The sequence below is a fragment of the Novosphingobium sp. PASSN1 genome, assembly GCF_002278815.1.
Genome location: NZ_NKIS01000009.1, coordinates 88,132 through 114,148, shown reverse-complemented (window position 1 = coordinate 114,148; position 26,017 = coordinate 88,132). Strand labels below are relative to the sequence as shown.

21 protein-coding genes are annotated in these 26,017 nt (G+C 62.0%); 18 read left to right on the top strand and 3 right to left on the bottom strand.

Annotated features, from left to right (window positions below; genetic code table 11):
• The first annotated feature begins 5 nt into the window (after window positions 1-5).
• The 12 genes from traC to CFE35_RS15595 are packed head-to-tail and all read left to right on the top strand — an operon-like array spanning window position 6 to window position 15,563.
• Complete coding sequence (traC, locus tag CFE35_RS15650; RefSeq protein WP_292931901.1) at window positions 6-2,555, top strand: type IV secretion system protein TraC; 2,550 nt, start codon at window positions 6-8, stop codon at window positions 2,553-2,555.
• A complete protein-coding gene (locus CFE35_RS15645; RefSeq protein ID WP_292931899.1) occupies window positions 2,552-2,878 on the top strand; it encodes a hypothetical protein in 327 nt (108 codons plus the stop codon). Before traC ends, CFE35_RS15645 begins: the two co-directional genes overlap by 4 nt.
• Window positions 2,868-3,374, top strand: a complete 507-nt coding sequence (locus CFE35_RS15640; protein WP_292931897.1) for a TrbI F-type domain-containing protein — start codon at window positions 2,868-2,870, stop codon at window positions 3,372-3,374. Before CFE35_RS15645 ends, CFE35_RS15640 begins: the two co-directional genes overlap by 11 nt.
• A 28-nt stretch (window positions 3,375-3,402) precedes the next feature.
• The gene (locus CFE35_RS15635) at window positions 3,403-3,903 is read left to right on the top strand and encodes a S26 family signal peptidase (RefSeq protein ID WP_292931896.1); all 501 of its coding nucleotides are present in this window, start codon (window positions 3,403-3,405) and stop codon (window positions 3,901-3,903) included.
• Window positions 3,900-4,556 (top strand): type-F conjugative transfer system protein TraW, encoded by a 657-nt coding sequence (gene traW, locus CFE35_RS15630; protein ID WP_292931894.1) that lies wholly within the window; start codon window positions 3,900-3,902, stop codon window positions 4,554-4,556. Before CFE35_RS15635 ends, traW begins: the two co-directional genes overlap by 4 nt.
• Window positions 4,556-4,861 (top strand): hypothetical protein, encoded by a 306-nt coding sequence (locus tag CFE35_RS15625; RefSeq protein WP_292931892.1) that lies wholly within the window; start codon window positions 4,556-4,558, stop codon window positions 4,859-4,861. Before traW ends, CFE35_RS15625 begins: the two co-directional genes overlap by 1 nt.
• Window positions 4,858-5,865 carry a conjugal transfer pilus assembly protein TraU gene (traU, locus tag CFE35_RS15620; RefSeq protein ID WP_292931890.1) on the top strand — a complete coding sequence of 336 codons (1,008 nt, stop codon included), beginning with the start codon at window positions 4,858-4,860 and terminating at the stop codon, window positions 5,863-5,865. Before CFE35_RS15625 ends, traU begins: the two co-directional genes overlap by 4 nt.
• A gap of 10 nt (window positions 5,866-5,875) precedes the next feature.
• Window positions 5,876-6,628: a type-F conjugative transfer system pilin assembly protein TrbC gene (gene trbC, locus CFE35_RS15615; RefSeq protein WP_292931888.1), complete on the top strand. Its 753-nt coding sequence runs from the start codon at window positions 5,876-5,878 to the stop codon at window positions 6,626-6,628.
• Window positions 6,629-6,675: 47 nt separating this feature from the next.
• Entirely contained in the window at window positions 6,676-10,368 is a 3,693-nt protein-coding gene (gene traN / locus CFE35_RS15610; RefSeq protein ID WP_292931887.1) for a conjugal transfer protein TraN, read from the top strand.
• A gap of 35 nt (window positions 10,369-10,403) precedes the next feature.
• Entirely contained in the window at window positions 10,404-11,330 is a 927-nt protein-coding gene (locus tag CFE35_RS15605) for a conjugal transfer protein TraF (protein WP_292931885.1), read from the top strand.
• Entirely contained in the window at window positions 11,330-12,772 is a 1,443-nt protein-coding gene (locus tag CFE35_RS15600; RefSeq protein WP_292931883.1) for a conjugal transfer protein TraH, read from the top strand. The genes CFE35_RS15605 and CFE35_RS15600 overlap by 1 nt, the downstream gene beginning before the upstream one ends.
• A gap of 10 nt (window positions 12,773-12,782) precedes the next feature.
• The gene (locus CFE35_RS15595; protein ID WP_292931881.1) at window positions 12,783-15,563 is read left to right on the top strand and encodes a conjugal transfer protein TraG N-terminal domain-containing protein; all 2,781 of its coding nucleotides are present in this window, start codon (window positions 12,783-12,785) and stop codon (window positions 15,561-15,563) included.
• Here CFE35_RS15595 and CFE35_RS15590 read toward each other — a convergent pair.
• On the bottom strand, window positions 15,560-15,913 hold the full coding sequence (locus CFE35_RS15590; protein WP_292931879.1) for a hypothetical protein: 354 nt from the start codon (window positions 15,911-15,913) through the stop codon (window positions 15,560-15,562). The genes CFE35_RS15595 and CFE35_RS15590 overlap by 4 nt on opposite strands.
• 271 nt (window positions 15,914-16,184) lie before the next feature.
• Here CFE35_RS15590 and CFE35_RS15585 point away from each other — a divergent pair, with 271 nt between their 5' ends.
• The 6 genes from CFE35_RS15585 to CFE35_RS15560 all read left to right on the top strand — a co-directional run bounded on the left by CFE35_RS15585 (window position 16,185) and on the right by CFE35_RS15560 (window position 21,369).
• Complete coding sequence (locus CFE35_RS15585) at window positions 16,185-16,502, top strand: HigA family addiction module antitoxin (protein ID WP_292931877.1); 318 nt, start codon at window positions 16,185-16,187, stop codon at window positions 16,500-16,502.
• On the top strand, window positions 16,502-18,220 hold the full coding sequence (locus tag CFE35_RS15580) for an Eco57I restriction-modification methylase domain-containing protein (RefSeq protein WP_292931875.1): 1,719 nt from the start codon (window positions 16,502-16,504) through the stop codon (window positions 18,218-18,220). The genes CFE35_RS15585 and CFE35_RS15580 overlap by 1 nt, the downstream gene beginning before the upstream one ends.
• A 2-nt stretch (window positions 18,221-18,222) precedes the next feature.
• Window positions 18,223-18,960 carry a PaeR7I family type II restriction endonuclease gene (locus CFE35_RS15575; protein WP_292931874.1) on the top strand — a complete coding sequence of 246 codons (738 nt, stop codon included), beginning with the start codon at window positions 18,223-18,225 and terminating at the stop codon, window positions 18,958-18,960.
• Window positions 18,961-18,971: 11 nt separating this feature from the next.
• Window positions 18,972-19,580: a DUF6338 family protein gene (locus CFE35_RS15570; protein ID WP_292931872.1), complete on the top strand. Its 609-nt coding sequence runs from the start codon at window positions 18,972-18,974 to the stop codon at window positions 19,578-19,580.
• A 206-nt stretch (window positions 19,581-19,786) separates the two neighbouring features.
• Complete coding sequence (locus CFE35_RS15565) at window positions 19,787-20,632, top strand: abortive infection family protein (RefSeq protein WP_292931870.1); 846 nt, start codon at window positions 19,787-19,789, stop codon at window positions 20,630-20,632.
• Window positions 20,633-20,865: 233 nt separating this feature from the next.
• Window positions 20,866-21,369: a helix-turn-helix domain-containing protein gene (locus tag CFE35_RS15560; protein WP_292931868.1), complete on the top strand. Its 504-nt coding sequence runs from the start codon at window positions 20,866-20,868 to the stop codon at window positions 21,367-21,369.
• A 129-nt stretch (window positions 21,370-21,498) separates the two neighbouring features.
• Here the strand turns inward: CFE35_RS15560 and CFE35_RS15555 are convergent, their stop codons facing one another.
• Entirely contained in the window at window positions 21,499-22,845 is a 1,347-nt protein-coding gene (locus tag CFE35_RS15555; protein WP_292931866.1) for a hypothetical protein, read from the bottom strand.
• A 161-nt stretch (window positions 22,846-23,006) separates the two neighbouring features.
• Window positions 23,007-26,015 carry a MobF family relaxase gene (gene mobF / locus CFE35_RS15550; RefSeq protein ID WP_292931864.1) on the bottom strand — a complete coding sequence of 1,003 codons (3,009 nt, stop codon included), beginning with the start codon at window positions 26,013-26,015 and terminating at the stop codon, window positions 23,007-23,009.
• Window positions 26,016-26,017: the final 2 nt, after the last annotated feature.

The following is a 26,017-nucleotide window of genomic DNA, read 5'->3' as shown; positions in this document are numbered from 1 at the left end:
TTGCCATGCTTTCGCGGTTTGTCGAATTGGTAACGGGTGACGACCAGACGCCCGAGCGCACGCCTGGCGCCCGCGAGGTGCCGATGCTCGCCAATTTTCTGGGGTATCGTGCTTACAATCCGACCGAACAACTCTTCCATCTGACCCGCTCCAAGGGCTTCATTCTTGAGCTGGCCCCGCTTATCGGCGCCGACGAACGTATCTCCGACATTCTGAATTCGATCTTTTCGGACGTGCTGCTGCCCGGCTGCGAATTCCAGATCATCAATTATGCGTCGCCCAGGATTGCCGAGAAGCTGCAAGAATGGGCGCTGCCGCGGGTGCGGGCAGGACAGGTATTCGACAAGCTCGCGCGATACCGGCTCGAACTTCTCCGCAAGGGAGCGTGGTCCACGCTTGCCGGCGACGGCCCATTTCACCTGCGCCACTTCCGAGTGCTCTTTGCGGTTGGCGTTGGGCAAGGCGTAAGCATCAGTTCTGAGCAATTGGGCGCGGTGCGCGAAGGGATCAGCTCCGCTTTCGATTCGATCAATGTTGCAAGCCGGGTGGTTGGACCAACGGAACTCATCCGATTCATCGACGATGTGGTATGCCCCTCGACGGGCGCCGGCGATGATGCCCCTGACTACAGCCCTTTCGATCCAATCAACGAGCAATGCGTGCGGCGCGATCTCGTAACCCGCGTCGAGCGGGATCGGCTGATCCTCCAAGCCCCGTCGTTGCGCCCTTCCGGCGTGGTTGTGGATGGCGCACCGGAACTGGCCGACTATTCGCCGCACGAGTTCGACGTCCGCACCATGTCGGTGCGCTATTTCCCTGAGCGCTGGGCACCCTGGGATACCCAGAAGGTCATCGGCGACGTGTTCAACCCGAAGCTATGCCTGCCTTGCCCCGTCCTCCAGTCGATCTCCGGTAAAATTCCCGCCGCCGACGTTTCGGAAGCCAAAGCCGGGTGGAAGTTCACCCGCACCACCTCGCTCGCCGATGGCAAAGCCGCCAAGCTTGTGCCGGCGCTCAAGACCCAGTCGGCCGAATGGCAGCATGTCCAGCAGCAGGTCCGGCTCGGCCAAAAGCTGGTGCAGATCTACTACAGCGTGACCATGGTCTCCCCTGCGGGGCGCGGGGACGTCAATGAGCGAACGCTGAAGGCGATCTACAAGGCCGCCGGATGGGATCTGATCGACGAGACTTACCTGCAACTGGGCGGTCTCATGGCTTCGTTTCCGCTGATGCTGGCCGACGGGCTCTCGACCGACCTCGTGCGAATGCGCCGGTTCCGCACGGTGCTTTCCGCCAATGTTGCCTCGCTCGCCCCGGTGCAGGGAGAATATAACGGGGGTCACATCCCGCACCTGCTCTTCATCGGAAGGCGCGGACAGCCGCAGTTCTGGTCGCCGTTCCAGAATGGCGCTGGAAACCACAATGTCGCGATCGCCGGGAAGTCGGGCTCGGGTAAATCGGTACTGCTGCAAGACCTGACCGCAAGTCTGGCCGGCGTGCGCGCCAAGACCATCGTCATCGACGATGGCCGCTCGTTCGAGCACATGGCCAAGGCGCTCGGCGGGACTTTCACCGAATTCAAGCTGTCGTCGGGCATCTCGATCAACCCCTTTCGGATGATCGATCTAAGCCTTGCAGACGAAGACGAGGATTACCTGGTCGACTGCATGGCGATGCTCAAGGCCATCGTGTCGCAGATGGCCCGGTACGAAAACCGCCTTAACGACACGGAGCGGGGCCTGATCGATGCTGCTGTAAATGCAGTGTGGGAGCGCGACGGCCGGGACGGCACTGTCGATGGTGTCATGGCGGCACTGCACGAGGCGGGGCATCCGCAGGCCGACGATCTCGCCACCGCTCTGCTGCCGTTTTCGGCGAAGGGAACATACGGTCCCTTCTTCCTTGGCGACACCAATCTCGACATGTCGGCCGACCTCACGGTCTTTGAACTTTCGGATCTCTCGTCGCGTGAGGAACTGCGCAGCGTCGTCCTGACGGCCATCATGTTCGTCGCCTCGCAGACGATGCGCAAACTCGACCGCCAGATCCCCAAGGCGCTCATCATCGATGAGGCCTGGCAGATGCTGAAGGGCGGCGCGATGGCCGATTTCGTCGAGACCTATTCGCGGACCTGCCGCAAATATGGTTCCTCGCTCATCACCGCCACGCAATCGATCAACGACTTTTACAAGTCGGGTGGTTCGAAGGCGGCGCTCGAGAACTCCGACTGGATGGTGGTGCTCCAGCAAAAGCCCGAGACCATCGCCGATTTCCGCAAGTCTGACCGGTTCGAGATGGACAATTTCACCGACGCACTTTTGCGCTCGCTGAAGCGCAACGGCACGGATTACTCGGACCTCCTGATCCGCGGGCCGGACACGCAGACCGTGTGCCGGCGTGTGCTCGATCCTTTCTCGGCGACGCTCTATTCTTCGAGTCCGCAGACCTATGCCCGCATTGAGGCCGAGGTTGAGCGGGGCCTTTCGATGGCCGAAGCAATCGAGGCGGTCGCCTATCCGGCAAGCGCCCCGCCGCTGAAGGCGGCTGCACAATGACGGCGCGTCGAAACTCCCTTGATTGGGGCGCGGTAGCCGCCAGCTCCTTGCGTCTGCTTGGCTGGCTTGCCGTCAATGCGCTCGCCGCCGCCGGAATTATCGCGCTTGCTGCTTTCGCGCTGGGGAGCTTTTCGCTGCCGCTGACTATGGCGCAGCTTGCCAACCTGACGGATCGCTACGTGGTCGCCAGCGGCGCTCGGCAGGACCAGTTCAACCACATCGTCACGCTTGGGTTCGCGGCGGCCTTCGTCGCAGTCTCCTTTTTCCGGCGCGCCGGAATGGTGCGTGCTCTCACCTCGCCCGAGAACGATCATGGACAATGATATTGACGCAGGCACACGCCCGGACGCGGTGCCCCTTTTTGACCGAGCCGCAACGCCAGCAGCGCGCGGTTTCCGGGAGCTCGGGATCTTTGTTGTCGCAAGCTTGGCATTGCTTTGGGCGGCTTGGACGACACATGCCATCTGCGAGATCAAGCGAGCCTCGCCCCATATCGTCAAAGTGCAATTGGCGGGCCTCGTGCAGGAATATGTGCAGGCTGAGGCCCGTTCGGGCGCGCCTGCCGACCAGGTTACTGCGCGGACGACCGCTTATCTAAAGGCGCTCAATGAGACGGTCAGCGCCCAAGCCCATGGCGGCACCGTGGTGCTGCTCGCCAACGCCGTCGTTGATGGTGCAGTCCCCGATATTACCATGACCGTCCGGAAGGAGGTCTATGCCCGTGTTCCCCACCCGCAGCCGGGTCAGGCGCAGGGCATGACACCCCAGATGCAGCGGTTTTTCGACGCAAATGGAGCGGCGGATGGCAACGGCAAGTGACGCCAGCCCCACAGGGCGGAGCCGTGCAATGCCACCCTGGGCAAGGGGGTTCGTCGGCGCGGCCGTCTTTGTCTTTGGGTATTTTGGTCTGCAATCACTGGCAGCCTGGCACGACAGCCACGCGATCTTCATCAATGCGAGTGAGTCGCTGCCCAACTGGGCGCTGCTCGTCGAAGCCGGGCGTTTCCCAAAGCGCGGCGAGTATGTCGTCTTCGATCCCGGCCGCGATCCGCTGGTGGTCAAGCACTTTGGGGGCAAACCAAAGCCCTTCGCGAAGATCGCCTACGGCGTGCCTGGCGACGTGGTTTCGCGCGTCGCCGAGCGAGTGCTGGTCAACGGCCACGAGGTGGCGCGGCTAAAGCCGCTGACACGGCAGGGCGAGAAGCTTGTGCCCGGGCCGACTGGGATTGTGCCGACTGGCTGCATCTTCGCAGCGACCCCGCACAAGGATGGGTTCGACAGTCGCTATGCCGCGATCGGCTTCGTTTGCGGGCATCATCTGATCGGGGTCGGGGAGCCGATCCTTTGAATTGGGTAGGCATCCGGCTCGAAGCGCTGCTTGTCCTGGCTGTTGGCAGCCTCAGCCCGATTCCAGTGGCGAGCGCAAAGGATTACGGCACGCTCGGATCGACCTGGGCGATCGCGGAACCAGATCTGCTCGCGGTGATCCGGGCGCGTTTGCAATCGGCGCAGCAGAGCGGGGCGCTCACCGCAATGAACCAGAAATTCGTCGAGGCGGCCCAAGCCAGCGTTCACCGGCCCCACCCCGTCGCCGGCATTGGCCCGGCGATCGTGGATCGACACTGGAGCGTCGATCCGACCGTCACGATCGCGGACGATATTCGCGACGCGCGCGGCAATCTGCTCGCCGCGAAGGGGCAAAAGTTCAATCCGCTTCGCGTGGTGGGCATGGCCCATGCCTTTGCCTTCATCGATGGCGACAACGCAGCGGAACTGTCCTGGGCATTGAAACAGGGCGAGCCTGAGAAGCTGTGGATCGTGCTGGTGAATGGCTCGCCCACGGCCCGCATGAAAGAGATGAAGCGGCGCTTCTATTTCGACCAGCAAGGCGTGCTGACCTCACGATTCGGGATCGAGCACACGCCAGCATTGCTCAGCCAGGAGGGCGAAGCACTCGACATCCGCGAAGTCGCGCTCCCACATACTGCGGCAACGCCATGATGGGTTGGCGGATCATCGCGGCATTGCGCCGATGGAAGAGCGCGCTCGTCGAGCGGCTACCGGTGCCGATGGCTGCTCCCGAGACGCCGCATCTGCGCAGTTTGCGGATGGTGCTGGTCGTCGAGCTTATGCTCCTTGGCCTCCTTACCGCGGCGTGGGAGCCGATCGCTTCCACCAGCCTGGGCAGGATCGCACCATTTGCCTGGTTGGTGCTGGCACTGAACGCGCTCATCGTCGGCACCCGCTGGCTCGTCGTCAAAATCCGCGCGGATAATGCCTGGGCGGTACGGGTTCCCGGCGAATGATTCGGCGCCGCCTCCTCGCCGCACTGTTGGCCATCGTCGGGCTGGGAACGGCTGAAACCGCCGGCGCCCAAGGTTCGGCGACTTGCCATGGCCATTTCCCGAACCCGATCACCGACATTTGCTGGGACTGCTTCTTCCCGCTGTCGATCGGCGGCTTCGACTTGTGGCCGAGCGACAAGCCCGATCCGCCTAATCCAGCGTTGCCGGTGTGTCTCTGCGGCCTGAGGCCTGGCCTGTCGTTCGGCTTCTGGGAGCCGGTTCGGCTCGTCGATGTGACGACCAAGCCCTTCTGCTTCCCGAACCTTGGCGGACTCACAATCAACCCCGGAATGTATGTTGGCAACGGCCATGTGTCGTCTGCCTCGCAAAAGGGTGGAAACACCGAGATGACCGCCCAGTATCAGGCGCACTATTACGTCTACCCGCTGTTTTACCTCCTCGAGTTGCTGGCGGATTTCATCTGCTTCGAACAGGCCTCGTTCGACCTCGCCTACATGACCGAACTCGACCCGACCTGGCAGGACGATACGCTGGCCGCGCTGGTCTATCCCGAAACGGTCGTGTTCGACTTTCCGCTGGCCCAAGTGGCCTGCGCAGCGGACTGCGTGGCCGCGACTGCCGCTTTGCCGCTCAACTCGCTGTTCTGGTGCGCTGGCTGCAACGGCTCAATGTATCCGATGACCGGGAACATCGGGAACAATTCGACCATGGACCAGTCGATGCGGCTCGCGGCCGAGCGCATGGTCTACAAGATGCACCGTACAGCGCTCGCTTGGGGGACCATGGGAAGCCAGGGCCTCTGCGGCAAATATCTCATGCCGATCATGCAGAAACAGCAATACCGCCTGCAGATGGTGAACCCGGTGGCCGCGACATCCGGGCGCTACGCCTGTCAGCCGCCGGGCGGCTCGACCGTTTTGCAACTGAAATCCCATACTTACCCGGTCGTCGGCGAGGACGTCGGCTACCTTGTGTGGCGCAAGCGTAATTGCTGCGCGTTCTGATGGGGGAGCCATGACCAAGCGCTTTCTCCTCAGCAGCATCGGCATCGCCGCGATCAGTGTTGGTGCCGCGATCGCGCAAACGAGTGTTGACGGGCTCGACCTCGAGGCGATTGACAAGCGCGCGCATGCGGGGGCTGCCGATCTGTCGCAGTTCGTGGCGCAAGTGCTCCACGCCCAAGTGAAGGCGAACGCCGAGCAGCGCACAACGGTCGAAGGCATGGTCGAAGCGGCTTCCAGCAATCTCGCAGCGCTCAACCCGTCACCCTCCAACCCCAAAGCTGGCGGCGTCGATCTCGACTCGCTGGTGAGCCAGGCCGGGCAAACGATGAAGCCTGAAGACCGCTCTGCGCCGATGTTCATCGCGTTCGCCAGCCTCTCGATGCCTGAGGGTTCGCTGCATCACCTGATCATCGATGTCACCAAGGCTGGCGGCATGGTCGTGTTTCGCGGGTTCTCCAGCGGAGGTGGCCGCGCCTTTATGGACCAGCTTCGCAAGGTCGTCCCTCCAGGCGGACCTGCTCATCTCAGCATCGATCCGCGCCTGTTTCGCGCCTATCGCGTCGAGGCGGTGCCGACCTATGTCGCCGCCTCGTCGAGCTTTGCGCTGTGCTCGGGCACAGACTGCACAAACGAGCCACCGGCCTATGACCGGCTCGCAGGGAACGTCACCACCGGCTTCGCACTCGAAACCTTCGCAGAGGGTAACGGTCCAGGCTCGCCGGTGGCACGTCTGGCGCTCAAGAATTTGAGAAACGGCGATTGAGCCGGTTTCCCGCCCTTGCATGCCTCGCTGGCGCTCTCGCGACGCTCGTGACCTCCACGGTAGACGCCCAAAGCGTCGATCCAAAAGCGGCGGCAGCGGCCGTCGCTGGGCAATTGCAGGGCCAACTCAATGGTGTGGTGACCAATCAGAGCGCCCCCAATGCCGTGCCTGGCTATAGCAGCGCGGATCTTCCCCAAGGCAACTACATGGCCCGCCCGGATAGCCTGGCAAATGACGGGGCGATCCAGGCGACGACCAGCGAGCCCTATGCGATCGTCACCAATTCCAATCGGCCTGCGGTCGACACTTCGACGCTTGGCCTCGCCAATGCCAAGACGGTCGAGGCCAACCCGAACAATTTCTCTGGTGGGACGGGAGCCGGTGGAAGCCAGGGCAATTGCCAGCAGTTGCCGCCGAGTTCGGGTGCACCCAGCACATATTACGATTCCTGCCAGATTGGGCAGGCCGAAGCGGACAGCAGCTTCACTTGCACCATAGGTTGGAACAACCAGCTGGCCAGCGCCCACCAGTTTACTTGCCACACCTCCGAATGGGACATCTACAATCCCAGCGTCAATCAGACCTTCTATTTGGCACAAGTATCGGATTGCGGTTCTTTCGCCGCGCAGACTTCCTGTGCCCAAGTCGCACAAACCACCAAGGCCCCGCAAACGACATGGCCTCCGGGTGCCGGGATCGGGCTCACGTTCACCGAAACCGACACGACCTACAATTGCACCGGCCAGACAAACTACGGCACGCCGGCCTCGAGCAACTACTGCATCAGTCACACTTCATGGTGCTTCGTGCCGCCGCCGCTGGATCAGGCGCCCGGCGTCCCGGGTGCGACCGACAACGGCCCGGTTCAGACTTATCGGGGATCGGTGACCGACAGCTCTGATTGTCAGGCAAAGCTCGGGGCGGCGGCCGCATGTCCGCGCGGCTACGTCCAGCAGGGGAACGAATGCGTCCAGACCACAGCGGCCATCGTCACCTATTCCTGTCCACCGGGTTGGAACCTTGCCGGAAACCAGTGCAGTCTCGTCACCGTGGAGGCGGCAAGCCTCACCGGCTACACCTGCCCGTCGGGCTTCAGCCTGTCGGGAACCACTTGCACACAGACTGAGGCAGCTACCGCGTCGGGCTATTCCTGTCCCGCGGGCTACGTGCTGTCCGGCACCAACTGCACCAGCAGCCAGAGCCAAGCTGCGACGTCGTCTTACACGTGCCCGAAAGGCTGGACCCTCTCAGGGACCAGTTGCAGTGGACCCGTCACACAGGTGGCGGGTGTCCAATATTCGTGCCCTGCCGGATGGACGCTTGCCGGTACCACTTGCAGCCAGACGACGAGCCAGGCCGCAAGCGCGACCTATTCGTGCCCAACAGGTTTTACGCTGAACGGTTCGGTCTGCCAGGAGGTGCTGACCCAGGCGGCGAGCCCGACATACAGCTGCCCCGCAGGTGGCAGCCTCTCGGGATCGAATTGCATCCAGACATCGTCCTACGCCGCGACGCCTTCCTATTCTTGTCCACCTGGGATGACGCTGTCGGGCAAGACCTGCACCCAGGGATCGAGCTATGCTGCCAACGCAAGTTGGTCCTGCCCCGCGGGTTGGACGCTTTCTGGCACGACGTGTTCGAAACCCGTCAACTATGCGACATCGACCTATTCCTGCCCATCCGGCGGCACGGCGAGCCAGTTTCGCTACGCCTGCCATTCTTCGGAATGGGATCTCGTCTTCGATTACAGCAGCCAGACCACGCTGCTCTCGACCCTATCGGACTGCGGTTCTTTTGCCAGCGAGCCCACTTGCAGCCAGGTCTCACAAAGCCAGCAACCCCCGCAGGTCACTTGGGGATCATCTTACGGCATCGGCACTTCGTTCACGGAGACTGATTTCGTCTATTCCTGCTCGGGTTCGACAAATTTCGGGACTGGGGCGTCGAACACTTATTGCCTTGGCGCCAGCTATTGCTTCGATGAAACCGGTGTGGCTGGCATCCCTGGGGTGCCTGGTTCGAGCTACCTCGGCGCCATCTGCACGGGATCGGCAACGCAGGCCGCAAACCCGACCTATAGCTGCCCATCAGGCGGCACGCTCTCAGGCTCGACTTGCATCACCAGCAGCACTCAACCAGCCGATGTCAGCTATTCTTGCCCCTCAGGAGGTACCGTATCGGGGCAGAATTGCACAACCAGCACCTCGCAAGCGGCCAGTGTGCTTTATACCTGCCCGATCGGATTCGCGCTCAGTGGGACGACCTGCTCCGAGACTTTGAGCCAAGGCGCGACGGCCTCTTACAGTTGCCCGGCCGGATCCACGCTGTCGGGAAACCTGTGCATTGGCACCAGCAGTCAGCCTGCAAGTGCCAGCTATGGCTGCCCAATCGGCTACAGCCTGTCCGGAACGACCTGCACCGGGACGGGCACTCAAGCAGCGAGCGTCACTTATGCTTGCCCCACTGGCTGGACCCTGACGGGCACGACTTGCAGCCTCAACACGACGATCGCCGCTACGCCGGCTTACGCTTGCCCCTCCGGAATGACATTGTCAGGCACGCAATGCATCACGAGCCAGGCAGCCGCACCCGCGTACTCGTGCCCGGTGGGGTTTATCGTCGATGGCTCGACCTGCACCAAAAACCAGACCCAGGGTGCGACCGCGTCCTATTCCTGCCCATCGGGGACCAAAGTCTCGGGCACCAATTGCGTTGCATCGGTTGCGGCGTCGAGTTCCGGCGGCGCGGGCGGGATGACGTGCATGCCACCGACCGAGGTCTGCGTTGATTCATCGCCCGCTACCCGGACCGTCGCCGGTGTCCAGGTCACCCATGATTGCTGGCAATGGCAGGCGACCTACCAGTGCGGCACACTGACCAGCGCCAACGACTGCTCTACGCTTGCAGCCAAGAGCAATTGCAGCTTCGACCACGAAGTTTGCCTAGATGATCCCCAGAATGGGGCATGCCAGGTCAAGAGCGAGGTCTACAAATGCACGACGCCATCAGCCGCCACTGGTAGCCCCGCGTATTCGTGCAGCGGCGATGTCTACTGCCTCGACGGAAACTGCACCCAGTTACCGCGCGACCCGTCGCCAGATCTGGCCAAAACGCTCGTCGCGATGAATGCTATGAACGATGCCAAGGGCCAATTCGACCCAAAAGCACTGACCATCTTCGCTGGCAATGCTACTGGCTGCCACAAGCCGCTGTTCGGCCTCGTCAACTGTTGCGCCGGCAAAGTTTCCGGGCTGCTGACGGGAGCCTCGGCCGGGTTGGCCCTCGCTGGCCTGCTTTCCGGAAGCTACGCCTTCCTGCTCGGCATGGTGACCCAGTTCCTCGTTCTTTTCTTATGTTCGAGGGAGGAGATGCTCCTCGACGTCAAGGACCGCCTCGGCCTGTGCCACTACGTTGGTGAATACTGCTCGTCACATTTCCTCTTCGTCTGCGCCACCGAACGCAAAAACTACTGCTGTTACCAATCCAAGTTGGCCCGCGTGATCCAGGAACAAGGTCGGGCGCAATTGGGGCTGGGTTTCGGTACCGCCAAGAGCCCGAACTGCGCAGGCTTCACGGTCAACCAGTTCTCGCACCTCGACCTTTCCAAAATGGATTTCTCGGAGGTCTTTGCCGATTTCACCAGCGCGGTGTCGCTGCCGAACTCGCTCCAGACCTCGGCCGAGATCCAGCAGAAGGTCCAATCCTACTATCAAACGCATGGCCCGGGGACAGGACAATGACCCGGCCGCCATCCCATACGACAAGGAGCCCGGCGATGATCGGACGTTTGACAAGCGGCCGCGCCGCATTTCGGATGGGCGGCTTGGCAGCGCTTGCGCTGTTCGGCGCGCCCCTTTGGGCGGCACCGACACCTCCAACGCCGGACAGCAGCCCGTCGATTGAGGAGGCAGTTTCCGCCGGCGGCGCTGCCGATGACAATTCCGCTCCGCCTGTGGTGTCCGATCCGAACGAAGCAGTTGCCATGCGCGGGCAGGACCCATTCTATTGCGGCCAACGCAAGCTCGGAACCTGGTTCTACTGTGAGCGCCCTAGACCCGTTGATCGCGGACGGGCTGCACCGACAGCGCCAGCGGACTCCTATCGCCAGCGCCTCGACCGCATCGGAGCACGCCTTGAAGAACTGAAGGCAAAGGCTGTGCTCGAGCCGTCGCCTGAAAACATCATCGCCTATGTCCGCTATCAGCGCGAGCAACTCGATCGGGCATCGATGTTTGCCGATGTCTGGGAGCGGGCGATCTGGCAGCACCCGGACCTCGACTACACCTTGCAGCGGCCTGTCAACACGCTCGGCAAAAGTGCCTGGCTCGAGCAGCGCAAAACCGACCGTGAGGCAACGATTGCTACGCTGTCGGAGCGGTACGGACTGTTCTTCTTCTACTCAGGCTCCTGCGGTGCCTGCGAAGTGTTTTCACCAGTCGTGCGCTCGCTCGCCGACAAGTACCACCTCTCGGTGCTCCCGGTCTCGATGGACGGGGGCGCAAATCCCGCCTTTCCGCGCTTTGTCGTCAATCACGGCCAGTACGAGAAGATGGGGCTTGAGGGCGGACAGGTGCCGGCCCTCGTGCTCTTCGACACCTACCTCAAGAAGCCGATCCCCGTCGGTTACGGCGTCATGGCCGAGGACGAGGTGCTGCAACGCATTTTCTATCTGACCAGTGTCAAGCCGGGGAGCGACTTCTGATGCGTGAGCAACCTGGATCCATCCGCCGGCTCCTGCGGGCCGTCGGCCTTTGGCTGACCCTGCTCGCAGCAACAAACCTTCTCGTCGTCGAAACGGCTCAGGCGGACGTGAACAGCCAGTTGGGCTCGTTCTTTTCCAGCCTTGGCGGCTCGGCCAATGTCACTGGCCCGGTGGCCTATAGTGGGCAGCAGGGCGGATATTACAGCGGTGGCAATCTCTGGGTGCGTTTCCCTGCCCAGCAGACCTACTCGTTGGGATCGCTGCAAATGCCGAGCGTCAAGTCTGGCTGCGGCGGCATCGACATCTTCACTGGCAGCTTCTCGTTCATCAACACCGACCAGATCGTCGCTGCCATGAAAGCTGCGGCCAATGGCGCGCTCGCCTTCGTGTTCGATCTGGCGATCAACGCCATCTCCTCGCAGATCGGCTCGTCGATCGAGAAGGTCATGCAGAAACTGCAGCAGTTCACCCAGCACAGCCTCAATGCCTGTCAGGCTGGTGAGCAAGCGGCGGCAGGACTTGCGGGCATGGTCGGTGCTCGCGACTCCCACTTTTGTGCGACGATCGGCAACAGCCAAGGCATTTTCTCGGACTGGGCAGCCTCCGCGCAGGGTTGCGGGACCGGAGGGAGCCAGACGTCGACGCTTTCGTCGAACACCGACAAGACGATTCCGTCTGGCCCCTACAATTACACCTGGTCGATGTTGACCCAGAAATACCCGAGTTTCGACACAGCTTTCAAACAGTACCTGATGAGCCTCGTTGGTACGGTGATCTATCAGCCCGGCACCAGTGACAGCCAAGGCCCTACGTACAAATTTCTTGGCCAAGGTGATCCCGCGCTCATCACTGCACTCCTCGATGGCGGTAGCACCGCGCAGGTTTTCACCTGCGACACTGCCGATCAGTGCCTCAACCCGAGGCAGTCGACGCTGACGGTGGCGAGCGCGAGCGCTCTGAAAACCCGGGTCTACAATCTTCTCATCGATATTGCCGGGCGCATCCAGGGCAACCAGCAACTGACGAGCGAAGAGATTGGGCTGCTCGGCGCCACCACCATCCCGCTCTACAAGATCATGGTGGTCAACGCGGCCGCAAGCTTCGGCGGGATGAACACCGCGGACCTCTCCGGACTCGCCGAAATCACCTCGGTCGATCTCCTCGAGACGGTTGTGCAGCAGTTCTACAAAATGGTCACCGACGGGCAGAGCTCGTTCCAGAACGCCGATCCGATGACTCTGAAGCAGTGGCAGGACCAGCTGCGCGAGGTGACGCACACGCTCGATGCGCAAGTGATCCACAATTCGGAGCGGCTGACACGCACAGAGCAGATCCTCGATCGGACCATCCGCATCGAGGGCACCCTGCGCAATGCCATGTCGCCGCAAATGTCGGCGGCACTCCAGTTCGAGAAGGTGCTGGGCCAGCACCCATTGCAGTGAGGTCGCAGCCATGACCGTCAATGTGATCACAAGTGGCGGTGGCCAGTACATCGTCAACGTGCTGAATGCAGTTGCGGCCTGGGCCGGCGGCGGCGGCTTTCGTTCGATGCTCCAGGTCGTGATGGTGATGGGGCTCGGCTATTGCCTCCTCATCATGGCCTTCTCGCTGAACTGGCGGGTGCTGTTCAACTGGTTCCTATCCGCAACCGCCATGTACATGTGCATGATCGTGCCGACGGCGACGGTGGTGGTGTCCGACACGATCAATCCCACAATCGGCAATGGCGCAGTCGCCAATGTGCCCTTGGGACTTGCGGTGGTCGCGTCGTTTTCCAGCCAAGTGAACGACTGGCTGACGAAGACCGCCGAGAGCGTGTTCACAATGCCGGCGGCCCTCGAATACACTTCGGGCGGGATGATCTATCCGACTCGGCTCAACGATTTGACTCAGCAGTTCACGATTGCCGATCCGGTGATGAAGGCCAACGTCGAGAGCTTCCTCGGGCAATGCACCTTCTACGACATCCTGCTCGGCCAAGGTAACGGATGGGCGACGCTGGCAAGCTCACCCGACCTGTTGAGCGCGCTTGGGCCGGGGTCGGCGGCGCGATCGACGACCTGGATTCCTGCCGGCGGCGGCACAGCATCGATCATCGGCTGTCAAACCGCCTATCGGAACATTGCCAACGCCTATCCGGCGCTGGGCACTGCCGGGATCAAGGCAACCGCGCCGGCATTTTACCCAAACCTGCCATCGGCGAGCGCGGTTACGCAGCTCAAGAACGACCTGCCCACCATGGCCCAGACCTTCTATGGCGGGGCGGGCATAAGCGCGCAGCAGATCTTTCAGCAGCGATCCTTGGTGAACGCCTTCATGGAAGCGCGGGCGAATTTCGGTGCTGGCGGCGGAGATACATTCGCGGCGCTCCATGCCGATGTTCAGGCCCAGAACTCCTATATCTCGGCCGCGCGCCAGGCGATGACGTGGGTGCCTGTGTTGAACCTGGTCCTCACCATCGTCTTCTACGCAATGTTCCCCGTCGTCTTCCCGCTGTTCCTGTTCCCCCAGACGGGGCCGGCCCTCTTGAAGGGCTATCTCACAGGCTTCTTCTACCTCGCCTCGTGGGGGCCGATCTACGCGGTCCTCCACATGTTCATCACCCAATATTCAGCCTCGCAGCTTGCAGCCTTGGCACCGGGCGGCATGACTATGGCGACAATGGCGGGGATCGACACCATCGACCAGAATATGGAGACGCTCGCAGGTTACCTTCTGCTGTTTGTGCCCGTGCTCGCCGCTGGCATGGCGAAAGGCGCAATGTCGATCGCCTCCAACACCGGTGCGATGCTGGCACCTGCCATGCAGGCCGCCGAAGCGGCTGCGGTCGAGCGCACAACCGGGAACTATTCCTACGGGAATGAGCACTTCCAGAATGTGACCGGGCAGCAGGTCAACACCGCGCCGACCTGGACCTTCGCCGCCAGCGATGTCCCGCAGGTCAATATGCGCGGGGCCAACGGCACGATCACGAGTTCCATGCCGGACGGGTCCACGGTCTACAACACCACGCCAGGCATCAGCCATTTCGGTTTCAGCCCAAGCGAGATGCAGAGCGTGACCGCCAATCTCCAGCAGAGCAGCGCGCAGTACCATTCCCGCGCGAATCAACTGCGGAGCACATCGAGCGAACGCTGGTCCGAAGGCATGCGCACGCTCGACTCGTTATCGTCGGGCTCGCGCCATGCATCGGGTAGCGAGGGATCGACCGGAGCGCAGGGCGGCAACACCTCAAGCCAGTTTGACAGGCAAGGTACAGACGCCAAGAGCCAGACCGGCTCGAGCCGGACGATCGGCGACACGCTGTCGTCGGGGCGATCGCTTGGTCATTCCGAGACCAACACCTTTGGTGTCAACGCAGGCGGAAAGGCAGGCATCGGCGGCAAGGTATTGGGTGCGGAGCTTGGCGGATCAGCTGGAGCAAGCTGGGACCACAAGTGGACCAAGAACACTTCCGACCAGGAAGGGCGCACTGCCAGCGATGCGCAGAACGAAAGCCAGAGTGCCAATGTCGCCAAATATCACGCGAACGGTGCCGATATCACTCTGACGGATGGCGGCTACTGGCGGGATGGCACATTCCATCGGGTTGAGAATTTTCGCGAGAAGCGCCACGCCGTCGAACGCGATTTCTCCGAGGCCCAATCGCTTGAACGGCAGGCCTCACAATCGGACGAGGTTGGTGCACGGCTTGAACGCATCGCGTCGTACTCTCAAGCCCACGGCTACCAGATCTCGGACGATATGAGCCAGGTCGTGGCATCGCGGTATGCGCAGATGGCATCCTCTCCCGAATTTCGGGACCTCGGCGCACCATCGCTGACCAACACCACACCCACCCCCCATCAGCGCGATGTCCGCAACATGATCGTGGCGAAAATCCTTGAGGATTATGCAGCGAGCGGCATTGGGCCGGTCGAGGCTATGTTACAGGATCCAAGCGCAACGATGGGGACCGTTCAGGGGCCGGGAGCCGGCCCAATGGCTCTTGGTCCAACATCTACACCAAATGGCGGAAGCAAGAGGCATGGGCGCAACAGTGCGGGTCACGTCGAAGGTGGCCCAAGGGGCGAGCCTCGCGCACCTGGGGAGGACGTGGCAAAGGCCGCTATTGCACGGGGTGCTGCCGTGGTTGCGAACGAGGATGCAACCGCAAAGGCTGGCTTCAACAATGCTGCAGGAGGAACGTCCGCTTGGGGGCCGCAAACACGGAAGGACACCGAGAGGCCCTAGTGGACGCGCTTCAGACTTTGCTCAACGGTATTGCGAAGGTTATCGCCCCACTTGGCGGATGCACGTTGAGCTTGCTCACTCCGCTGACGGTCCAGATAAGCGTCCAATCCACCAATGACCGCAATGGCCAACAACAAGAGCGGCACCATAATCATCACTGCAGTCGCGAGCTTGCGTTGAATGTTGATGGCGCGGGCGGTCTTGAGGACATTAGGGATGCGGTCATATTCCAGCGCCATCAACGCTTCGGTCTTCGATCCGCGGAAGCCTCCTTCAAGGGAGGAGGCGTTTTCCGCGCTCAAGTCCTCAACATGCTCGCCAAGGTGGAGAGTTTTGTGGGTTTTATTCATACTTTCATTTTTAAGACTTGATGGAACGAAACGCAAACGAATACAGCGTCGTTCAATTGTTCATGCGAAGCGCGGGTCATACTCTTACTCGGCTACCGGGCTGCCTTTGATCTGCAGCTCGACCGCCCCACTGGCCTGAACAAGAGCGCCGCAGCACGTCGCCAGAAAAGCGCACAAATGTGCAAAACCTAAGCGTTTTGCTTGTGCATCCGCGCGACAATGGACAAGCGTCACTTGACGTCCGCTGGCAATAGTGGTCTATTTTTGTTCCATGCCTAAAATTGATCCTCGACACCCCGGCAAAGCCGTCCGAGCCGACTGCCTCAGTCGACATTGCCTTACTGTGTTCCAAGCAGCCAAGATGCTTGGAGTGACGCGCCAAGCCCTAAACAATCTCGTAAACGGTCATTGTGGCATATCGCCTGAAATGGCCATCCGACTTGCGACCGTGTTCGGCGGCAAACCGGAAACCTGGTTGCATCTGCAAATGGAATACGACCTCGCTCACGCAATGGAACGGCTAGGGCATCGCGGCATTGCGGCGCTCGCCCGACAACCAATCATCGAACACCAAGTGAGGCTTTCCTAATGGCAACCCGCGCCGCCGCCGTGACCGTCTTACATCCTTCGCTGCCCGGTTTCTGTCCGATCACCGATGCTGTCGCTGGCATGGCCGGCGCAGGGGTTGATGAGCGCGGCGCGATTTTCACGCGCCGGGAAGTGGTCGATTTCATCCTTGATCTTGTCGGCTACACCGCCGACCAACCCTTGCTTCAGCGCCGTTTGCTAGAACCATCGTTCGGGCACGGTGACTTTCTGCTGCCCGTCCTGGAGCGCCTGCTGGAAGCTTGGCGCCGGGCCGGATCGCCAAACGCTGTTGCGGCGCTGTGCGACGCCATCAGCGCCGTGGAGCTGCACCATGCATCGGCAGGACATACCCGCCAGCACGTCATCGAACTTTTGCGCGCGGCGCGCATCAGTGCGCGTGACGCGGGCACGATCGCCGATCACTGGCTCACGTGCGGTGACTTCCTGCTGACCCCGCTGGAAGGGGAGTTCGATTACGTCGTCGGCAATCCGCCCTACATTCGCCAAGAGCTGATCCCCGATGTGCTCATGGCCGAATATCGCGCGCGTTACAGCACGATCTACGACCGAGCCGACATCTACGTCCCATTCATTGAGCGCTCCGCGCACATGCTCGCCCCTGGCGGGCATATGGGTTTTATCTGTTCCGATCGGTGGATGAAGAACCGCTATGGCGGACCGCTTCGCCAACTGATCGCTGAGCAATTTCACCTCAAAACTTACGTGGATATGGTCGATACACCAGCGTTCCACGTCGAGGTGGTCGCCTATCCGGCCATCACGGTTATCTCGCGTGAGAAGCCAGGCCCGACGCGCATTGCCCGTCGGCCAGCGATCACGGGCCATGCACTGGCCAAACTGTCGCACGCGCTTACCGCTGTGCGCGCACCCGAGATTGAAAGCGGCGCGCGCGAGATCCACCGCGTCACCAACGGGGCGAACCCATGGATTCTGGAATCGACAGACCAGCTCACCTTGGTGCGCCGCCTCGAGGCGAGCTTTCCAACGATCGAAGAGGCCGGGTGCAAAGTTGGCATTGGTGTCGCCACCGGTGCCGATAAGGCATTCACGGGCGACTTCGCTGAGCTGGACGTGGAGCCCAGTAGGAAGCTCGCCATGGCGACCACACGCGACATCGACACAGGCATTGTCCTGTGGCGCGGCAAGGGCGTCATCAACCCGTTTGGTGATGACGGGCGCTTGGTGAAGCTGCGCGATTACCCGCGCCTGAAACGCTACCTGGAGGACCGCAAAGAGCTGATCGCCAATCGGCACGTGGCGCAAAAAGCCCCGGCAAATTGGTATCGCACCATCGACCGTATCTATCCCGAAGTTGCAAAAAAGCCGAAGCTGTTGATCCCCGACATCAAGGGCGAGGCCAACATCGTTTACGAGGAAGGGCGGCTCTACCCGCACCATAATCTCTACTACATCACGTCCGACAGTTGGGACATGCGCGCGCTCCAGGCCGTGCTGTTGTCCGGCATCGCCCGGTTGTTTGTGGCAACCTACTCTACGAAAATGCGCGGCGGCTATCTGCGCTTCCAGGCGCAATATTTGCGCCGCATCCGCCTGCCCAGGTGGCAGGACGTGCCCGCGCCGTTGAAACGCCGATTGAATGCCGCGGCCATCGCGAAGGACATTGAGGCCTGCAATCAGGCCGTGTTTGAATTGTATCAGCTGTCTCCCCAGGAGCGGGCTGCGCTTGGGGGGAACTGAGAATGGCGCTTGATCTAGCCGACTACGAAACCAAAGCCCGGGAGGCCGCAATGGCGTTCTGGGGCAATCGCGAACGGGCGCGGCAGGCCCAGATCGAGGCGGGCAAGGCCGACCAGGGCGAACGCGCGGGCGTCACGGCCGGCAAGAACATGGACGGGTTTCTCGCCATGCTGATCGACATCGTTCAAGCCAATGGCCCTGCCGGCGCCGTCATCCACCAGCAGCGCTCGGTCCTCACCTTGCCCGGCTATTACCGCCCAACCAAACTTTGGGACGTGCTGGTCATGCATGACGGGCAGTTGATCGCCGCCGTTGAGCTGAAAAGCCAGGTTGGCCCGTCCTTCGGCAACAACTTTAACAATCGGTCGGAGGAGGCCATCGGCACGGCGCACGACCTTTGGACGGCATACCGCGAAGGTGCCTTCGGCGATCAGCCCAGGCCCTTCGTGGGCTGGTTGATGATGGTGGAGGATGCACCGGAATCGCGGCGCCCCGTCACCGACCGATCGCCACATTTCCCGGTGTTCCCCGAATTCCAGGGCGCGTCCTATCTGAAGCGCTATGACATCCTTTGCCAGCGGTTGGCCAAGGAACAGTTGTATAGCGCGGCAGCCCTTTTGGCCTCGCCGCGCACGGCTTCGGCGACGGGCGAGTTTTGCGAATTGTCCGAACTCACCAGCCTCAAAACCTTCGTCACGTCGCTCGCAGGCCACATGGCGGCCGAAGCAGCACGGGCATAGCGGGGCGGGGCATGGAATTGCTCGATCTTGAGAAGCTGCGCGTCTTCCTCGTGTTCGCGGTTCCTGGGATCGTTATCCTCTACATGCGCGCCCAATTTCTCACCGGCCGCATTCCCGCTCTTGCGGAAGGGATTGTCGCCTACATCACGGTTTCGCTGGTTTATTACGCCCTGGCCCTGCCCTTGATGAGCCACGTGCAAGCGGCAAGTGGCTTCGCACAGTCGCTGCTTTGGATCTTCGTCGTAATCGTCGGCCCCGCGCTTGTTGGCGCTGCGCTCGGGCTCAACGTGCGCAAGGGTTGGCTGCAATGGCTGCTTGCGAAGTTCGGCATTAGTACCGTGCATCCGGTCAACAGCGCTTGGGATTGGCGCTTTGCTGGAACGAAAAGCTCTTGGGTGCTGGCCATATTGAAGGATGGCTCAAGGTGGGCAGGCTATCTCGGCGGTGGATCGTTTCTCTCGTCGGACCCCGCAGAGCGCGACCTGTTCATTCAACGAGTCTATGAGCTAGACGAAAGCAATAACTGGCTGGCCCGCGAAAGCGGCGTCTGGATTGCCCATGGCGAAATCCAGTCATTGGAATTGTGGCCTGACAAACCCAACATCGAGGAACCATCATGACAAAGAAAGCCGGACCCAGCGCACCGTTCCGTGGAATTGCCCAAGACGGTTATCGACCCACGGAGACACACGGCCATCAACCCATCGCCGTGCGGCCGACTGGCACGGTCAGCAACGGGCACCAACCGACCACCAGCCAAGGCCCGGCCGGTAGCCCGCCCAACCAGGGCAGCGGCGGCCAGGGTGGCGGCAAGAAGTAGGTAGCGATGGCAAGCGAGATCGTCAGCCGCCGCCTGCGCTCGCTGTTGATGGACCATCTTGCCGGCGCGTCCGTCCTGCGCGAGATCGGCAACGAGTTCGAGGCGGCCGACGTGCCGTTTCGGCCGATCGAGGGCGAAGACCTTGGCGGCCAACGGCGCAACCTCGCCCAAGGCTACTATAATGGGCTGGATTTCGCCGACGCGGCCGACGCCCGCAAATTCCACCAGGTGCTCTCCGTGTTCATGGAACAGCTGGAGCAATTGATCGGCACGCCGGGCGCGATCCCTTACAATGAAACCACCTTCAAGCGGCTTCAACAGCAGCTGGCGCGTGATGGCTTTGCCTACCAGGGCGGCACCATCCTGCCCGTCACCGCCGCCGCGCGGCTCGCTGACGCCAAAGCCATCGCGGAAAAATTCGACGCCAACCATATTGGCGATCAGATCCGGCGTATCGAGGCATCGATCGACGCCGACCCCGCCCTCGCCATCGGCCAGGCGAAGGAGCTAACTGAAAGCTGTTTCAAAACCATCCTTGGCGAACGCGGGATCGAATACGGGAAGGAGGACTTGCCGCAGCTGGGCAAGAAAGCCTTCAAGGCCTTGAAGCTCGTGCCCGATGATATTCCCGATGCTGCGAAGGGCGCGCAAACCATCCGCGTCATGTTGAGCAACCTCGCCACCGTCGTGCAGGGCATTGCTGAAATCCGCAGCCTTTATGGCACCGGCCACGGCAAAGACGGCAAGACCAAGGGTGTTTCGTCCCGCCACGCGCGACTTGCCGTTGGTGCCGCAAGCACGCTCGTGACCTTCGCGTTCCAGACGCATCTGGAGCAGCCCCCGACAACGTAGCACCGCAAATTTCAAAACCGACCGGTCATCGGCGTCCGGTCCGCCTAGAGTGCTATGTTCGTATACCCTTCCACCGATGTGCAGGTTATCCGGCTGTCCTTATTCACCGGACATGGGCGTCTGGTCACGACAAGTCACCCGTGACCAGACGCGATCGGACATGGAAGTCCAGTCGGCTGCTATTGAAAGTGCCAGAATTACGGCACATATAGCGTGGCACGAGGTAACGCAACATGACCAACACGATCAAGATCACGCCCATCACGCCTGCCACGGTTGTGGCCATCAAGCCCAAGGCGGACACCCGCAAGGCGTCGGAGAAGAAGTACGGCAAGCCGGTCATGGACTTGGGCTTTTGTATCGTACCTTCCCTTCTGATGCAGGCGCAGGCGCGCCTTGGCATCAACCCGGTGCAGTTCAACATCATTATGCACCTGGCCGACATCTGGTGGGACGCGGCCCACCGGCCGTGGCCGAAGAAGCAGCTGCTCGCCGAACGCATGGGCATGAGCGAGCGGCAGGTACAGCGTCAGATCGCCGAATTGGAGGCCGCTAGCCTGGTGCAGCGGGTCGAACGCACCCGCCCCGGACGCGGCAAGACCAGCAACGAATATGACCTCTCCGGCCTGGTGAAGAAATTGCAGGCGCTGGAACCCGAGTTTGCCGAGGTGAAGCAGGAAAACCAGAAGCGCCGCAAAGCGGTCAGCCTGCCCAAGCATCGCCGGGCTTCGGCCTGATAATTTCGACCGGCTTGCCAACGCCGGCGCGATCGAACGTAGGAAGCGGCGTTTCCGCCAGAAACATCGGCCCCTTCCACAAGGGCGTGATGACACCGCCGCTTCCTACGTTCCAATCCATAGATCGGATCACTCACGATTGCCACGATCGACAAAAAAGACAAGCGCTCGGTGGTCGAGCAGATAGGTCTTGAGGAAGCGCGAGACCGCTGCCGGCGTAATTGAGGTGACGTCGCTTTCCAGAGGGATGGCCTGGGCCATTCTGGGAGCACGCAGGACCAAGGTGAGCTGGCGCGCCCACCAGGCATTGGAGCTTTGGTTGGCGGTCCTGCTGGCGGTCACGGCGAGGCGTGCGCGTTTGAACGGTTCGGATGCGATCGGGCCACGCGCAAGCTCTCCGACGATGTGGGCAATGCGATTTCGGGTCGTGGTCACGGACGACGGTGGTATCCTGATGGCAATGCCAAACGCAGCGCCCCCCGCGAGTTCAAGCGGTTTCGATGCACTGACAACCGGTGGCGCTTCAGGCGATGTCGTAAATGTGGCCTCGCTTCGCAGGCGATCCTCGACTAGCGCTGCGGCAACCGCGGCCACAAGGCTAAGGCGCGGCTTGCCGCCTTCGTCCGGCAAACGCCAATATTCTCCGAACCAAGCATACCCTTCCGCGCCCCGCTGCTCCAAAATGATCGGTTCACGCCATGGCGTCGGGGGCGTCACCAAGGCTCGTACCCGTTGCGCAGTCGGCCGATGTTCGCCGGCAGCCAAGGTCTGGGACATCGCCCGTATGGCGTCTTCGACCGAAATGTCCCCCACCACCGCGACATCAGCGGCCATTGCCAGCGATGCCTTGAGCAGATCAGGCAATTCCTTCCCTGTCGTCGCTGCGATGTCCGCGCGCTCGGGCAGTTCCTGGTAGCGCGGGCCAACTATGACGTGCTGCGCCGCACGAGCAAACTCCGCGGCCGGATCGCCCTCGATCTGCGTGGCAATCATCGGCCCCACCATCGCGATCTTCTCGCTCATTTCCGGCCCGAACCCGGGATCGCGGGCATAGGCGGTCAGCAGAGCGAGTTCGGTCCGCAATTCACTGGACGGCGCATCACCCTGTAGTTGGAAAGCGGAGACCCCAGCGACGAACGTCACGTTGACGGGGTGCCCCGAGATCTTCTGCCATTGATCAAGGTCAGCGTAGGAGAGCTTCGTAGTTCCGCCGAGTGGCATGAGCGTCGTCGCCCAAAGCGCGTGGACCAAGTGATCGGGCACACCCGACCGCCCTGCGCCGAACGAGGCGATCACAGCGACCTGGCCCGGTGTCGATCGCGTGGATTTGACAATCAGGCGCGCGCCGGTGGTGAAGGTCACGATCGTCGCGCCATGCGCTGCATCCACGGTTGTCGTCGCAACACGCGCTGGGTCGCCGAAGTTCACATGCGGAAATTCATCGGGCACTGAGGCGCTCGCCGGTGTCTGTGCCACAGAGGGCGCTGCAGCGAGAGCCAGGGCGAATAACCCAAGCCCAACGACCAACAGCCTCGCCTGACCGCGGTGTCCAACCGTTCGCGCGACGGCGACTGTTCCTGGAGGGCCATTCGTCAGCAGACTGCCGGGACTGCGCACACTTGCATTCATCGTTCACCTCACAATCCGAGTTCGATGGTTTTTTCGGGGACATGGGTGAGTTGTGGCTTGGGCGCTGATCCATGCTTTTCAGGCTCGACCCGCAGCGAAGCGGGATCGATTGCGAAGGGATCAGCGCGGTCAGTCGATTGCGTTGACGCGGCCTCGCCTGCGCCTTTCGCGGCCCGGTTGGCTTGCCCGGGCAAATCAACCGCCTTTTCGCCGATGTGTTCAAGTGCGCTGGCTTTGTCGCCGGGATTGGCCTCGATCGAGCGCAGCAACTGGTCGCGATCGTTGGTGAAGATCGTGATGTCGTCGCGGACGCGGGTGGCCATCACATGGGTCAGGCGCTGGCTGGACAACTGCCGTTCTGCAGAATGCATGACCCCGATGCCCTGATCGGTGGTCATGCCTTGGGCCTGGTGCATGTTGATCGCGTAGGCGAGCCCCATTCGTGAGAGCATCCTGTCGCCGTGCGCGAGCAACATGTTCACACCTTCACTTGTCTGCACCTCCACACCCTCACGTGTGATGCCGATGATCTCGGCCCCGGCTGAATTGAACATCCCGCGTGCCTTGTCGTTGGCGGTCCAGCGGACGCGCTCGCCTTCGTGGATGCGGATCGTCTCGCGTTCTGACAGAGTGAGCGACTCCCGCTTGTCGCCCGGATCGAGCCGGTCGGGGCGGAAGCTGTGTCGCCGTCCGTCTTCATCGCGCAGGACGACACGCCCCGTCTTGGTGATTTCAACAACCCGGTATTGACCGCGCTCGAGGCCACCAGGCCGCGCGTTGCCGCTGACATCAAGAAGCTGCCCGGCCCGATAGGTCCGGGCGTACCGCAGTTCCTCGCGGGTGACATTGACGCTCTCAACGCGCGCAAGTTCAAGCCCCTCGCCACGGAGCGTCCCCTCTGCCTTCAGGCCACCCTGCACGAAATCGTTGAGGAAGGCCCGGGTTTCGCGGCCCGATGCGTAAAGCGCGGTGCGGGAGCGGTCTTCGGCGGACAGTTCGAGCCATTTGCGCGCCGCCGCCTCTCGGAAGTCCACCCCTGTGCTCAGCACCCGATCGCCCAGCACGCGAAAGGCACCGCCAAAATGCCCTGTGCGTGTGAGCGCCGCGACGGACTTCATATGCTCGGTACGTTGGCGCAGGCTGACATCCATCCGGGCCATGGCTGGACGATGGGCTTGGACCAGGCTGAAGGCCTTGCCCGCATCGATCGGCTGCAACTGCGCGCGATCACCGATCAACACCAGACGGCTCACGCCCAACGTGTTGGCTATGGTCACAAGGTCATTCATCTGCTTGTTGGCGACGAGCGAGGCTTCGTCGAGGACGAGAACCGTGTCCTGCAGCAAAGCTTTCGAGGTCTCGAAGGCCTCGCCCTTGCTGGCCATCGCCCCGCGCAGATGATCGTTGACGAACGATGACAGCGTCTGGGCCGGGATCCTCGCCTCATCTTTCAGCATGGAGACCATCTTGTTGGCCTGCGCGAGACCAAGCACCTGCTTGCCGTCTTCGCCCAAGGCCGAGGCCATGGCCGAAATCAGGGTTGTCTTGCCGGCACCGGCAACGCCCTGGATCACGACCACCCGGTCGCGACTCGACAGGGCAAGGATACCGGCGTCCAACTGTTCCTGGCCCAGCAGACGCTCACCCGCCTTGTCCTGCAAGCGGGTCGCGGCGACATCCGCAGCCATGATCGGCTGACCGATGTCCCGCCCTGCATCGATCCCCGCAAGCAAGCGCCGCTCTTCCGCGATGTGCTCGGGCGTGGTCACATGCGTGATGGCGCCATCGCTGCGGACGGACTTGCCGAAGACAAGCTGGCCCTTGTCCGCCAACTGCCGGACGCGTGCCTCAACCGCCTCGATGGTGACGCCCTTGATGCCGAGGTCGAGCGCGGTTCGCGACACCTCATGGATCGGAAAGGCAGCCTCGCGCTGACCAAGGATTCTGATGGCTGATGCCACAGCCATTTCCGCTCCAAGCTGCGAAGCGGACATGCCGAGGCGAGCGATACCACTGGTGACCAGCGGATCGCCCGGACCCAACCACTCGGACAGCCGCTCGGCCCATTGTGCGACCACGGCCCCGATTTGCCGCATGGCATTGAGCCCACCAGCCCCTCGGCTCGAATCCGCAGCCTGCGCCTGCGCCTCGGCCACTTGCGCCTGCCCATCAAAACGCAGCCCGGCCGCACGCTCCCCCCACTCTGCGCGAAGGGCTCCCCGGTCTTCGAGATTGACCTTGGCGTCGCGTGTCCTGACGACAACCGCATCGCGTCCTCGGGGTGTGGCGATGCCGATCTCGGCTGCCTTGGCGAGCACCTCTACGCGCCGCTGGCTGAACTCACGGATGACCGCTGCTGGAACGCCCTGGACTTCGAACTGGCCGTGCTTGCCGGTCAGTTCGGTGCGGTAGCCGAGCTCTTCGACCAGTGTGCGAAGCGCCGCATGATAGACGCTGCCGATGATCGAATTGTTCTTCCAAAGTTGATCGTTGTGGAGCGCCTGCCAACGCTCGCCCACTTTGCTCAGGTTGGCGATGACGACATGGAGGTGCGCCTGCGGGTCGAGCTTCCGGCTCGTGTCGTGCTGGAAGATGGCATAGGCAAGATTGCCGGTCTGGACCGGATCACCCTTTGGGTTCTCGGTATAGACCCGCCCTTCGGCAAAGTTCTTCTCGACCCAGCCCATAGTCTGGCGCACCGCCTGCATGTGGGCGGCGAGCAGACGCTGGTCGCCACCCACATAGGCGAGCACGCTGGCGGATTTGGGCATCGAGAAGGTGAGATCCATGCCGGCGCGTCGGCGCTCGGGATCACCGACCTGCTCGCCGTCGGGCAGCCTGCCGTTGAGCAGGTTCTCGAACGCCAGCTTGTCCACTTCGCCAACCAGGCCGAGTTCCGCCGCTGCCAGTCCGCCCCAGGCGCTGACCTCGCTGGAATGTTCGCCGACGTAATAGTCGTCCTTGGCGAAGTAGGAGGCGGCACCGCCAGCAGAGCGGACAGGAGCGACCGACAACACCG

Excerpts from the sequence above, each read along its gene's own strand:
- traC (WP_292931901.1), top strand. The coding sequence starts at position 6 with ATGCTTTCGCGGTTTGTCGAATTGGTAACGGGTGACGACCAGACGCCC.
- CFE35_RS15645 (WP_292931899.1), top strand. The coding sequence starts at position 2,552 with ATGACGGCGCGTCGAAACTCCCTTGATTGGGGCGCGGTAGCCGCCAGC.
- CFE35_RS15640 (WP_292931897.1), top strand. The coding sequence starts at position 2,868 with ATGGACAATGATATTGACGCAGGCACACGCCCGGACGCGGTGCCCCTT.
- CFE35_RS15635 (WP_292931896.1), top strand. The coding sequence starts at position 3,403 with ATGCCACCCTGGGCAAGGGGGTTCGTCGGCGCGGCCGTCTTTGTCTTT.
- CFE35_RS15625 (WP_292931892.1), top strand. The coding sequence starts at position 4,556 with ATGGGTTGGCGGATCATCGCGGCATTGCGCCGATGGAAGAGCGCGCTC.
- traU (WP_292931890.1), top strand. The coding sequence starts at position 4,858 with ATGATTCGGCGCCGCCTCCTCGCCGCACTGTTGGCCATCGTCGGGCTG.
- trbC (WP_292931888.1), top strand. The coding sequence starts at position 5,876 with ATGACCAAGCGCTTTCTCCTCAGCAGCATCGGCATCGCCGCGATCAGT.
- CFE35_RS15605 (WP_292931885.1), top strand. The coding sequence starts at position 10,404 with ATGATCGGACGTTTGACAAGCGGCCGCGCCGCATTTCGGATGGGCGGC.
- CFE35_RS15600 (WP_292931883.1), top strand. The coding sequence starts at position 11,330 with ATGCGTGAGCAACCTGGATCCATCCGCCGGCTCCTGCGGGCCGTCGGC.
- CFE35_RS15595 (WP_292931881.1), top strand. The coding sequence starts at position 12,783 with ATGACCGTCAATGTGATCACAAGTGGCGGTGGCCAGTACATCGTCAAC.
- CFE35_RS15590 (WP_292931879.1), bottom strand. The coding sequence starts at position 15,913 with ATGAATAAAACCCACAAAACTCTCCACCTTGGCGAGCATGTTGAGGAC.
- CFE35_RS15585 (WP_292931877.1), top strand. The coding sequence starts at position 16,185 with ATGCCTAAAATTGATCCTCGACACCCCGGCAAAGCCGTCCGAGCCGAC.
- CFE35_RS15580 (WP_292931875.1), top strand. The coding sequence starts at position 16,502 with ATGGCAACCCGCGCCGCCGCCGTGACCGTCTTACATCCTTCGCTGCCC.
- CFE35_RS15575 (WP_292931874.1), top strand. The coding sequence starts at position 18,223 with ATGGCGCTTGATCTAGCCGACTACGAAACCAAAGCCCGGGAGGCCGCA.
- CFE35_RS15570 (WP_292931872.1), top strand. The coding sequence starts at position 18,972 with ATGGAATTGCTCGATCTTGAGAAGCTGCGCGTCTTCCTCGTGTTCGCG.
- CFE35_RS15565 (WP_292931870.1), top strand. The coding sequence starts at position 19,787 with ATGGCAAGCGAGATCGTCAGCCGCCGCCTGCGCTCGCTGTTGATGGAC.
- CFE35_RS15560 (WP_292931868.1), top strand. The coding sequence starts at position 20,866 with ATGACCAACACGATCAAGATCACGCCCATCACGCCTGCCACGGTTGTG.